At 41.5% G+C, this 11,798-nt stretch carries 13 protein-coding genes; 5 read left to right on the forward strand and 8 right to left on the reverse strand.

The genetic code is table 11. The features are described 5' to 3' along the window. Positions 1 to 80 precede the first annotated feature (80 nt). The 6 genes from infA to ABKW31_RS03885 form a co-directional block, all read right to left on the reverse strand. On the reverse strand, positions 81 to 299 hold the full coding sequence (infA, locus tag ABKW31_RS03860) for a translation initiation factor IF-1 (protein ID WP_068373302.1): 219 nt from the start codon (positions 297 to 299) through the stop codon (positions 81 to 83). Positions 300 to 383: 84 nt separating this feature from the next. Then, positions 384 to 1,085 (reverse strand): arginyltransferase, encoded by a 702-nt coding sequence (locus tag ABKW31_RS03865; protein ID WP_348614879.1) that lies wholly within the window; start codon positions 1,083 to 1,085, stop codon positions 384 to 386. Further along, positions 1,082 to 1,789, reverse strand: a complete 708-nt coding sequence (gene aat / locus ABKW31_RS03870; protein ID WP_348614880.1) for a leucyl/phenylalanyl-tRNA--protein transferase — start codon at positions 1,787 to 1,789, stop codon at positions 1,082 to 1,084. Before aat ends, ABKW31_RS03865 begins: the two co-directional genes overlap by 4 nt. Positions 1,790 to 1,829: 40 nt before the next feature. Next, positions 1,830 to 2,786 (reverse strand): thioredoxin-disulfide reductase, encoded by a 957-nt coding sequence (trxB, locus tag ABKW31_RS03875; protein WP_348614882.1) that lies wholly within the window; start codon positions 2,784 to 2,786, stop codon positions 1,830 to 1,832. Between the two features lie 140 nt (positions 2,787 to 2,926). Next, entirely contained in the window at positions 2,927 to 5,062 is a 2,136-nt protein-coding gene (pta, locus tag ABKW31_RS03880) for a phosphate acetyltransferase (protein WP_348614884.1), read from the reverse strand. A 9-nt stretch (positions 5,063 to 5,071) separates the two neighbouring features. Next, positions 5,072 to 6,268 (reverse strand): acetate kinase, encoded by a 1,197-nt coding sequence (locus ABKW31_RS03885; protein ID WP_348614885.1) that lies wholly within the window; start codon positions 6,266 to 6,268, stop codon positions 5,072 to 5,074. A 157-nt stretch (positions 6,269 to 6,425) separates the two neighbouring features. Between ABKW31_RS03885 and yfbV the strand changes: the two genes are divergently transcribed. Then, on the forward strand, positions 6,426 to 6,872 hold the full coding sequence (gene yfbV / locus ABKW31_RS03890) for a terminus macrodomain insulation protein YfbV (RefSeq protein ID WP_348614886.1): 447 nt from the start codon (positions 6,426 to 6,428) through the stop codon (positions 6,870 to 6,872). A gap of 17 nt (positions 6,873 to 6,889) precedes the next feature. On the opposite strand, the gene ABKW31_RS03895 is transcribed toward yfbV, so the two are convergent. Beyond that, positions 6,890 to 7,384: a SprT family zinc-dependent metalloprotease gene (locus tag ABKW31_RS03895; RefSeq protein WP_348614887.1), complete on the reverse strand. Its 495-nt coding sequence runs from the start codon at positions 7,382 to 7,384 to the stop codon at positions 6,890 to 6,892. Positions 7,385 to 7,461: 77 nt separating this feature from the next. Between ABKW31_RS03895 and ABKW31_RS03900 the strand changes: the two genes are divergently transcribed. Beyond that, complete coding sequence (locus ABKW31_RS03900; protein WP_348614888.1) at positions 7,462 to 7,941, forward strand: acyl-CoA thioesterase; 480 nt, start codon at positions 7,462 to 7,464, stop codon at positions 7,939 to 7,941. Positions 7,942 to 7,959: 18 nt separating this feature from the next. Here the strand turns inward: ABKW31_RS03900 and sppA are convergent, their stop codons facing one another. Further along, positions 7,960 to 9,819 (reverse strand): signal peptide peptidase SppA, encoded by a 1,860-nt coding sequence (gene sppA / locus ABKW31_RS03905; RefSeq protein WP_348614889.1) that lies wholly within the window; start codon positions 9,817 to 9,819, stop codon positions 7,960 to 7,962. A gap of 403 nt (positions 9,820 to 10,222) precedes the next feature. Here sppA and ABKW31_RS03910 point away from each other — a divergent pair, with 403 nt between their 5' ends. From ABKW31_RS03910 to ABKW31_RS03920, 3 genes are all read left to right on the forward strand, one after another. Further along, positions 10,223 to 10,480 carry a helix-turn-helix transcriptional regulator gene (locus tag ABKW31_RS03910; RefSeq protein WP_348614891.1) on the forward strand — a complete coding sequence of 86 codons (258 nt, stop codon included), beginning with the start codon at positions 10,223 to 10,225 and terminating at the stop codon, positions 10,478 to 10,480. 2 nt (positions 10,481 to 10,482) lie between these two features. Further along, positions 10,483 to 11,190 carry a hypothetical protein gene (locus ABKW31_RS03915; protein WP_348614892.1) on the forward strand — a complete coding sequence of 236 codons (708 nt, stop codon included), beginning with the start codon at positions 10,483 to 10,485 and terminating at the stop codon, positions 11,188 to 11,190. 81 nt (positions 11,191 to 11,271) lie between these two features. Next, on the forward strand, positions 11,272 to 11,478 hold the full coding sequence (locus tag ABKW31_RS03920; protein WP_348614893.1) for a hypothetical protein: 207 nt from the start codon (positions 11,272 to 11,274) through the stop codon (positions 11,476 to 11,478). Positions 11,479 to 11,798: the final 320 nt, after the last annotated feature.

An 11,798-nucleotide genomic window follows, 5' to 3' on the forward strand; every position in this document is an offset into this window, starting at 1 on the left:
TTGTATCTGGAAGCAAAGTTTATCGTAATCAAAAATAACAAAATTTACCGGTACAATGGTAGGTTAAACTACCAATAAGATTATCGAGCGCGATAAATGATACGACCTTTGCTCAAGTCGTAGGGCGTCATTTCAACAGTTACAGCGTCACCGGTTAAAATACGGATATAGTTTTTACGCATTTTACCTGAGATATGAGCTGTCACAACGTGACCATTCTCTAACTCAACACGAAACATAGTATTTGGAAGGGTATCCAACACAGTTCCTTCCATTTCAATACAATCTTCTTTCGCCATCTAACTCTGTTACCTCTGTCTTAAAAAATAAGTGTCTAAAAAAGCCGCGCAGATTTTGCCCAATAAGGCCGCGAGTGTAAAGCTTTACCCAACATTTTTTACAATAAGTTGCCATTTATCGTCTAAAAAACGTTCATGGGGTAAGAAATTCTGCTTATAGTTCATTTTTTGGCAACTATCGATTTGATAACCTAGATATAAAAAATCGCGATTTAACCGCTGCGCTAGCTCAACCTGCTGCAATATAGCATAGGTGCCTATTGATCGTTGCGCATATTCGGGTAAAAAGAAGGTATATAGTGCAGATAAGCCAGATATCAGCTTATCGGTGACCGCAACACCAACAAGTTTCCCATGAAGGTGCATCTCAATAAATAGCGCTTGATCCCAAGGATTGATAACAAATCCTCGGTATTGTTCTACTGAAGCCGGATACATGCTCCCATCAGCATGACGTTGATTAATGTATTGCTCATAAATGGGATAGTACTCGGGTTTGTCTTGTTCACTGAGCTTAATGACTATATCACTATTAATCTTAAGCACGCGTTTCTGACTTTTTGAGGGCTTAAAGTGCTTAACTGGTAGCCTGAGGGACTCGCAGGCTTGGCAATCTATACAGTGTGGACGATAAATTTGTGTACCACTGCGTCTAAACCCTGCACCAATCAGCATGTCATAGTGCGTAGCACTGACTTGTGCCTCATCTTCAACAAACACTAGTAAACGTTCTTGCTGCTCTGCAAGGTAACTGCAAGGAAAGGATTGCGTAATACCAAACTTCATGATGACTGGCTTAGTATGCGGGCTTTCCAGCAGTCTATAGAAAAAGACTGGGACTGTAGCATGGCTAATTTGTCTAAAAAATCCCGCCTTGGTGTTTCAATACAACCTAAGCTTTGTAAATGTGGATTTAACATCTGACAATCGATAAACGGGGCTTCTTCTGCCTTAAGTAAGTCAACTAAGTAATACATAGCTAATTTAGAACAATCAGTTAAACGATGAAACATCGACTCCCCACAAAATAATTTTCCGCTCACTACGCCATACAATCCGCCCACTAGTGCATCATTTTGCCATACTTCTATCGAATGGGCATGACCGGCAAGGTGTAAGTCTTTGTATGCTTGGATCATCTCAGCGGTGATCCACGTGCCTGAACCATTTCTACTAATGGAAGCGCACGCATCGATAACATCATCATAAGCATGGTTGAGAGTGACCTTAAACCGTCCTTGTCTCACTAACTTGGCTAACTTGCTACTGCAGTAAAAGTGCTCAAGAGGCAATATCCCTCTGGGGTTAGGTGACCACCACAATATGGGCTCTCCTGGACTGAACCACGGGAAAATACCTTTAGAATAGGCTTCAGTCAGTCGAGCGATGCTTAGTTTGCCCCCAAAGGCTAACAAACCATTGGGTTCAACTAAGGCACGACTAGGGTCGGGGAAGAGCTTTTCGTCGTTTAATTGAGGAAGTCTGATCATTTTTTCTTATAATTAAAAAAGGCCTCACTGAGGCCTCTATTTACTTTTCTAGTGCGTCTAAGTATTTCTCTGCGTCTAAGGCTGCCATGCAGCCTGTACCTGCTGAGGTAATCGCTTGGCGATAAATATGGTCGCTAACATCACCCGCAGCAAATACACCTTCCACGCTGGTTTGAGTCGCATTGCCTTCGGTACCACTTTTTACTTTAAGGTAACCGTCTTTCATTTCCAACTGACCTTCAAAAATCGAGGTGTTGGGTTGATGACCAATTGCAACAAACAGACCCATTACGGGTAACTCACTGGTTTCAGCTGAATCTACTTGTTTGATCCTGAGTCCCGTTACGCCCATCTGATCACCAAGCACTTCGTCTAATGTAGTATTCATGTGCAATACGACGTTACCGTTTTGTGCTTTATCCATCAGGCGGTCGGCAAGAATTTTTTCGCTTCTAAATGAATCACGGCGATGAATAACATGTACCTCAGAGGCAATGTTGGATAAATATAAGGCTTCTTCAACAGCAGTATTACCACCACCAATCACCGCGACTTTTTGATTGCGATAGAAAAATCCATCACATGTGGCGCAAGCTGATACTCCCTTACCCATAAAGGCCGTTTCTGATTCCATGCCCAGATATTTGGCCGAAGCCCCAGTGGCAATAATTAAAGCATCGCAGGTGTAGGTGGCTTGATCACCAAACAAGGTGAAAGGGCGTTTGCTTAGATCAGTCTTGTTGATGTGATCAAAAATAATTTCGGTATCAAATTTTTCTGCATGCTTTTGCATACGAACCATTAGGTCTGGCCCAGTTAAACCTTCAGGATCACCAGGCCAGTTTTCTACTTCGGTGGTAGTCGTTAATTGACCACCTTGCTGAATACCAGTTAATAAAACAGGGTTTAGATTCGCACGTGCAGCATAGACCGCCGCTGAATAACCTGCAGGACCAGAACCTAGGATCAATAATTTTACGTGTCGTGTTGCAGACATGGTGTTCTCCAAATTGTCTGGGCATTACCCAAAATTTAATCTTGTGGCTAATAATAAGGGCAGCTCGGTCAGTTTCAATGGCCAAGTCTGAGTTTATCTGTCTAGTTGTTAGTTTGGGAAAGCTCGTTTGATTCGGTATCTTATTGTGTGGCTTGTATAGCCGTTAATGCAATAGTAAATACAATATCATCAACCAAAGCCCCCCGACTTAAATCGTTCACCGGTTTGCCCATACCTTGTAACATTGGACCAATGCTGACTAAGTTAGCACTGCGTTGCACGGCCTTGTACGTGGTATTGCCAGTGTTTAGATCAGGGAATACAAATACCGTAGCTTGGCCTGCAACTTTTGAGTTAGGCGCTTTTTTACTGGCGACATTTTCCATGATGGCGGCATCATATTGCAAGGGGCCATCTATTAATAAATCCGGTCTTTTTTGCTGAGCTAACTGAGTGGCTTTTTTAACTTTATCCACATCAATGCCAGTACCTGAGTCACCTGTACTATAACTGATCATCGCAACTTTGGGTTCGATGCCAAAAGCGGCTGCCGAGTCTGCTGATTGAATGGCGATATCGGCTAATTGTTCTGCTGTGGGATCCGGATTGATGGCGCAATCCCCATAAACTAAGACTTGCTCAGGTAACAACATAAAGAATATGGATGAAACTAAGGATGCGCCAGGAGCGGTTTTTATCAATTGCAGGGCAGGGCGGATAGTATTTGCAGTGGTGTGCACAGCACCTGACACTAAGCCATCGACATGTCCTTGTTGCAGCATCATTGTACCAAGTACTACGTTATCCAATAGCTGCTCTTCCGCTACCACAGCAGTGAGTCCTTTGTGCTTCCTAAGCTCAACCAAAGGTCCTATATACTGTTGTCGAATGTCTTCTGGCTGTTGAATGCTAACTGAGTCAGGCAAAACCACACCTTGTTGTTCCGCTACTCTGAGGATCTCAGCTCTATCGCCCAATAATATACATTTAGCAATACCCCGAGCTGCACAAATGGCAGCAGCTTTAATAGTGCGAGGTTCATCACCCTCTGGTAATACAATCGTTTTGTTGGCGGCTTTTGCCAGTTGCGTTAATTTAAACCGAAAAGCAGGTGGCGATAAACGCAGTACTTTCGCTGCGCCAGCCGTCAGTGAATTAATCCATTTCGGATCAATACAACTGGCGGCATGATCCATTACACGATTAACTCGTTGTTCGTCATCTGCTGGTACTTCTAAATTGTAAAAATGCAAATTTAAGGACGTTTGCCAAGTATTATCTTTGACTAACATCACAGGAAGGCCGCTTTCTAAGGCTTGTGCGCATAATTCCATTACTCTCGGGTCGGGCTCATATCCACCGGTTAACAAAATGGCCCCGATTTTTGTACCATTTTGCGCGGCAAGACAAGCCATAACAAACATGTCATTGCGATCACCGGATATCACCAACAGCGCACCGGGTTTTAGCACCCACACCATATTGTGAATTTCTCGTGCACATAAATGCACACTTCGCAGTCTGCGATGCAGGTAGTCCCCTTCATTTAATAAGGTGGCATTGAGATGCTTGCACATATCAATAACCCGAGGAGCAATTAAATCAAAGCTCCAATTTATACAGCCCAACAAGGCAAAAGATTTGTTAAAAATAGCTAGTTTCTTAAGTTTTTTAGTGATTTTTTCAGTTTGGCTTTCATCGTGATGTTCAATAAGTTCTGTGCTTAAGCGGCCTCTTTCATCCAGAGGTGCATTAATTTTATTAAATATACAGCCAAGTACTTTCTTACTTTTGTGGCCCCCATAGTTGTCAGCCACAATTTCAAGTTTATCGTTGAGTTGAGTGGCGTTTAAATTACCTGGCGCACTGACTAATACTATTTTGGCATCTAAGGCATTACAAATTTCACGGTTAAGTCGGACTGCGTAGGGATGGCTTTGAGTTGAAACCAAACCTTCAATGATGCAAATGTCTTCGTCGCTCGAATATTGCTCGTACAAAGCAATAATTTCTTCTAGTAAGACATCTATTTTGTCATTACTGATCATATCCTCCACATAGGCCGAGGTGAGCGGTGGTGCGGGTTTAATTAAGCCCAATTGGCTGATGATGGTGGTTGATTTCTCAGCTTCCTCATCGCCTTGACGAGGCTGCCCCATTGCTTTGAAAAAGTTTACTTTTAAGCCTTGTTGCTGCATGGCTCTGACCAAACCCAAAGATACACTGGTGAGGCCAACACTGCTGCCTACCGGAATTAACATTATTCGACGTGCCATGAGTTCTCCTTAAGCTTGAAACGCGTATTTAATCGTGTCTTGAGCAATAACCCACTCTTCATTGGTGGCTATCGCTAATATATTTTTTGATGATGGCTGACTAATAAAACCAGAATGACCAAAGCGCATCTCAGTGTTTAACTTATCATCAAGGCTAAAGCCCATATGCTTCAGTTGACTGATGGTCTGTTGGCGAATATAACTGGAGTTTTCACCGATACCGCCGGTAAAGACTAAAGCATCGAGAGGTCCCACTATGGCTAGGTAAGAGCCGATGTATTTGACTAATCTGTAGACAAACATATCTAAGGCCAGTTTGGCTTGTTGGTTTCCTTGTGCTTGTTCTTGCTCGAGGGTGCGACAATCATTGCTTAACTGAGAAATACCATGTAAACCCGATTGTTTATTCAGTAAAGCACTGACCTGATTCGCGCTATAAGCTAAGTTTTCAATTAAAAATGTCGCGACACTTGGGTCGATATCACCACAACGTGTTCCCATCATTAGCCCTTCAAGAGGAGTGAACCCCATACTCGTATCAATCGCTTTACCTTGTTTTATCGCGGTGATACTGCATCCGTTACCCAGATGTGCGGTGATCAAATTGCAGTCTTTTATCTCTTTAGTAAGATATTTTGCCGCTTGGCCAGAAACAAAATAATGACTTGAACCATGAAAGCCATATTTACGTATCCCATGTTGTTCATAAAGCTTATAAGGCAGGGCATAAAGATAAGCATGCTTGGGTAAAGTTTGAAAAAAGGCCGTATCAAAAACGGCTACTTGAGGTAAGTTCGGAAATGCTGCTTGAGCGCTCGTTATACCCGCTACGTTCGCTGGGTTATGCAGTGGAGCCATGTGAGACATATCGCTGATCGCTTGTTTTACGGCATCATCAATTAAGCAAGAATGGGTGAATCTCTCACCGCCGTGCACGACACGATGGCCCACAGCGACAAGACTTGATCCTAGGGTGTCAAATTTTTTAAGGACCTGTTCAATGCAGTGTAATGCGTCTTTATGGGTGGCGTTAGTGGTCAGTTTTAAACTGGTTTTGTCTTGACCATAGGAATAGCGCAGTTGGCTATTCTCAGCGCCAAGATTTTCAGCTATTCCTTGTAGGGGCAACTTAGCACTGGTGGTTTCGATGATGGCAAATTTGATCGACGAACTACCGCAGTTGAGAACAAGGACGTGTTGAGTCATAGATGTTTTATCCTTTTGAATTTGCTGGTAACCATGATGATATTAACGCGGCACCACACCTTTGGGTATTAATAGTTCATTTCATATAACAGATGGATTTAGGTAATTCGGTGGTTCCGCGCTAGAATACCTACCGATAGATAAAGAGGAGTAAATTGTGGCACAAACCATAGGCTCTATGTTTAAAGACGGCCAGCAGTACATGCTAACCTGGCCAGTTGAGAAGCAATTAACCACGCTGTTTGCAGAAAATCGCGTGATTGCAGCTACGAAATTGTCCATCAAAGTTATGCCCCCTTTAGCAGTCCTGTCGGTTGCTGCTATCGTTAACTTTCAAGGAATGGAACAGCTCCCCCAAGCTCTAGCTGTCGGTGCGTTTTTCCTTACCTTACCCATGCAAGGCTTGTTATGGCTTGGGCACCGCGCCAATCAAGTTCTGCCACCGGCATTAAGTGCGTGGTATTTTGAAATACATCACAAAATGCAAATTCAAGGTTGTGCTTTACAAAACCCTCAAGCAAAACCTAAATACATGGAACTAGCTGGGTTATTAAAAACCGCTTTTAACGAATTAGATAAAGCCTTTACTAAACGTTGGTTTTAGCTTTCCCTTAAACGTGATTAAGCGGCAACAAGCTGGTTGCCGCATTTAATACAACGATACTGCTGCACTTTCCTGACTACCTTGTTGTGCCGCCTGATACTGAGTCCGACCGGTCCACACAAACACCGATATGCAAACTTTTTTCCAGCAACTTTAGTGACATCCATACCATGATAGGTATTGGGTTTCACCTCGTATACTTGCACCATCAGCGCTTGCCATTCTTTACCATGGGGTCTAACTCGGCCAAATAGTTGAAACGCAAGTAGATGACAAATTTCATGGGGTACAACATCACTTAAAAAGTGATCCAAATTATCTTGCATTAACACCGGATTAAAGCGTAATTCATTGAGTTGTAGGCGGGCACTGCCAGCAATTTTACCGCGTTGATTAAATTTGATGGTGGGCATTAAAAATTGGCGATTAAAGTGTTCACACGCTAAAGCCATACAGCTTTCTGTGCGCTCGATTATTTGTTGCTGAATTAAATTTAATACTGTTTTTTGCACGTTTTTCTTTACTTTCCTACTGCTTTTTTAAGATAGTAAACAATCTTGCCTCATTTCGACAATAATTAGAGAAGCCTATGTCAAACAAACGCGCCATTGATTTTCGTTTTTTAGCTGAACCTACTGATGTAAATTTTGGTGGTAAAGTCCATGGTGGTATTGTCATGAAGTGGATGGACCAAGCGGGTTACGCCTGTGCTGCTCAGTACAGTGGAAAATATTGCGTCACAGTGTCTATTGGTGCCATCCGCTTTATTCGCCCTATTTTAGTCGGGCAACTTGTAACCTTAAAAGCTAAAGTTGTACATACAGGGCAAACCAGTATGCACATCTTTATCGAAATTCAAGCCGGTGATCCTAAACGGGATGAAATACAAAGAACCGGTCATTGTATTGTGGTGTTTGTGGCTTGTGACGAACTAGGTAATCCCGTAGGTATCCCAACATGGAAACCAGAGTTAGATGCCGATTTAGCCTTAGAGCAATATGCTATTGAAGCCAAATTTTCTGCACAGAGTTTAGATGCGAGATTACACAAGGCCTTAACCGAAGTATAAACTCGCATCGGTTTTTACTTATAAACTACATTCTAAACAGAAAGAATAAACACCCATTGGATCATTGAATTTCGCTGCGGTATCTATGTCCACAGTGAGTTCTTTAACAAATGCCATAAATGGACTCTGGGTCTTGGTTTTAAACGCTCCATCCATTAACACGGTAGCTTGACCAAATAATTCTTTCCAAAACATTTCGCGGCTCGACAAGGAGCGTTGAATGTATTGGGTATCATAGCGTTCTAGACTGGCTAATTGAGCTGCGGCCTTAATACCATCTTCTAAGTAACCGATTTCGTCAACTAAACCAAGCTCTTTAGCTGTCTCACCAATCCATACTCTGCCTTGCGCGATAGTATCCACGTGCTCTTTGCTCATATCACGTTTATCCGCGACTAAGGATATAAATTGATCATAACCATGTTCAATACCACGTTGCAGTATTTGGCCCATTCTTGGATCAAGTGTTCTAGTAATGCCAAATCCAGCAAAATCCGTAGTACCTACACCATCGGTATGTACGCCCAAATAATCTAAGGTGTTTTCAAAGGTAAGAAACATACCAAAAATACCAATTGAGCCGGTAATAGTGCTAGGTGCGGCCCAGATTTGGTCAGCACCCGCCGATATCCAGTAACCGCCAGATGCGGCATAAGTACTCATTACAGCCACTACCGGCTTGCCAGCTTTTTGTAAATTTTCCACTTCTTGACGAATGATTTCGGAGGCAAATGCGCTACCGCCCGGAGAATCTACATACAAGACAACGGATTTAACTGAATCATCTAAACGCGCTTTTACTAGCAACTCAGCGGTGCTATCACCGCCAATATCGCCGGGCTTTTGGATACCGTTTAAAATAGTACCTTTGGCCACCACAATACCGACTTTATCCATATCATTCGGCAAATGCGGGAGTGAAGGACTGATGATCTTTAGATAGTTACGGTAACTGATTTGTTTGAAACTCATACCGGATTCATTAGTGCCCACCAGATCAATCAATTCTTGACGCACTTCATCTCGTGTTTTAAGTGCATCAACCCACCCATTTTGCAGGGCATATTGAGCAAAGTCCCCACCTGCTTGCTCGAACTTAACCATGAAGTCTTCGAGTTTTTCGTCAAAATTGAGAGGTGATAAATTACGTGCTTTAGCCACATTGTTTTTATATTGTGTCCACATTGCACTGAGCCAAGCTTGGTTAGCTTCTTTTGCGGCTTCAGACATATCGTCACGAATATAGGGCTCTATGGCAGATTTATAGGTGCCAACTTTAAACACATGAGTTTGCGCTTTTATTTTTTCTAAAGCAGATTTGTAATAGGTGGGAAAGCGACCGTAGCCCTCAAATAACATAAAACCCATTGGGTTCAGGTAGAGGTGATCAGCATGACTCGCTAAATAATATTGGTTTTGGCTGTAATTGTCACCGATTGCATAAACCGGCTTGCCACTTTCTTTAAAGTTTTCTAAGGCTTGAGAAATTTGCTCTAATTTGTCTAAGCCTGCCCCAGAAAGCTGCTGTAGATCGAGCACTAGGACTTTGATGCGGTTGTCTTGTTTGGCATTTTCTATGGTAAGCAACACATCTTGCAATAAAATTTCATTGTCTTGATTGTCATTTTCAAAGGCCTCTTGCATAAATTCTTCAAAAGGATCAACACCGCGTTTTTCAATCACAATACTGCCGGCCAGTTTTAGTACTAAGGCAGAATCATTGGGTACGATTATTTTGTTATTGTCTTTCATTAGAATTGACAAAAAGCCAATAAAAAGCAGGATAAAAATAAGATTAAAAAATAATTTGCGGCTAAAATTTAGGATTGACCATAAACCGACAAAGAGTGACTTTGTCCAACTACTTCCTGACGACATAACAGTGAGTTACCAATAAAAAAATAAGTACGACATCGTATCTAATATTGCGCTGGGATTACATTTTCAAATGTAATTTTTTATTACAGTGACTAGACAATGGCATTAAATAAGCAACTGTTAAAGTGTGTTTCTCGGGCGTTATATGCTCTTGTTGAGTAGCTCTGCGCCCAATAAGCAAACTCAGACTTAAGCAAGAAGCATCAATCTGTGATATTCACTACAAGCTTACGCCAACCCTCGTGTCATATTGTAGTTGGTAAAAATAGTGTGAGGCACATAAGTATCTTCAAGTACGTCGAATATATTTTGTTACGATTAAAATATTGAAATATAAACTTTACCTAAATCGATAATTAAGATAGTTTTTAAAGAGTATTAAATAACCCAGTTGGTTGGATGTATGGGTAGGCGACACAAATTTGATGGAAAATTGCTTAAGGCATTGCGTAAAACTACGCCCTATTCACAACTTCAAATGTCAGAGTTCTTAGGTGTAAGCCGCGAGACAATATCGGCAATCGAAAATGAAAAACAAGGCACCATTGAGAACATCAGTATCGATACGATACGCAGATGGCATGAAATATGTGAACAATATATTGATGCCGAAACTGAATTTAGCTTTAGAGTCTTTATCACCAAATACTTTGGTTTCTAGTGTTGCTCAGTAAACACCTGCTGATACCTTTATCAAACGCATTACTGGCTAGTTTGTGTGTTTTGTTGGGTATCTATAGTTTTGGTCAACCACTATTTTTTGACTCGATTAGTACCATTAGTTTCATCGTGATTGCCTTTATTTTTCGCTATGACATCAACATAAAAACGGTTTGTATATTGTTACTGGTCGAAAACACCTTAGTAAATACTGCGTTTTTAACCCTCAATAACAACTTAATCTATACCGCATTTGCTTTTACGGTCCCCATCGTAAGCTTATATTTTTGTCGTCACGACAAATTGGCTATACCCATTGCTTTGCTGTTATTTATTACCTTAATTGCTGAGGTTTACTGGTACAAAACCGATTACCCAGCGCCGCAAATCTATTTTTATTTTTTCAAAATAAGTTTAAGTTTAATTGTCAGGCAATTGCTGATGTATCGTCCCCATGGGCTTAATTATTACTTAAATAGTGGGGCGTCTATTTTGCGCTTAGATTGGTTTGTGTATAAAACGATTTGGGTTGCCTGTGTGGTTGAGTGTGCCATGATTATCGAGTTTTTAGTGCGTCACTTACTGAAAATAAAAGCGCTCTATATCTACAACAGTTATGAATACATCATGCACTCTTTGGCGGTGTGGGTGCTCTGGTTAGTCGTACGTGAAGCGATAAAAATACAACGCAAAGCGAGTTTGCAAGCCTAAAACAAGCATAATTTTAGTTACTGTGTTAATAGTAAAAATGTGGAATCAAATCCACATTTACTAACTTAACGGAGTAACAAAATGAAAAAGCAACTCATTATCGCCATCGCTATCGCCACACTTTCAGTGGTCTCAAGTGTCGCTATTGCAGCAACCAACGGCACTAAAACCCCACCGTTAATGGCAACTAACGGTACTAAAACTCCGCCGTTAATATCAACTAACGGCACGAAAACACCGCCGTTAATATCAACTAATGGCACTAAAACCCCGCCTAGAGCGATTTAAATGGCAGCTGAAAAGCGCATTGCTGCTTATAATGCGTTTTTAGTTACACTTTAAACGGCAGCTTTGTTACGACTTTAAGCTGCCTTTTTCAATTAAAGTTTTAGTTTATTTTTACAAGACCAATAACAGTTTGTTCAGCACGCATCAAACCTCACTAGTTAAAACTCTTGTATGCTATTCGATATTAGATTCAATGGGTCGCATTGAACTATTTGAGCGGGTTAAAGCATCAAGGTTGTTTTCACCGTCGGCTAAGTAGCAATAAGCCCAATTGATTCATCCTACTGCGTGGCTATTTTTTATTACATTAATTTAGGTTT

Source organism: Paraglaciecola sp. 25GB23A (genome assembly GCF_040012495.1).
Taxonomy (GTDB): domain Bacteria; phylum Pseudomonadota; class Gammaproteobacteria; order Enterobacterales; family Alteromonadaceae; genus Paraglaciecola.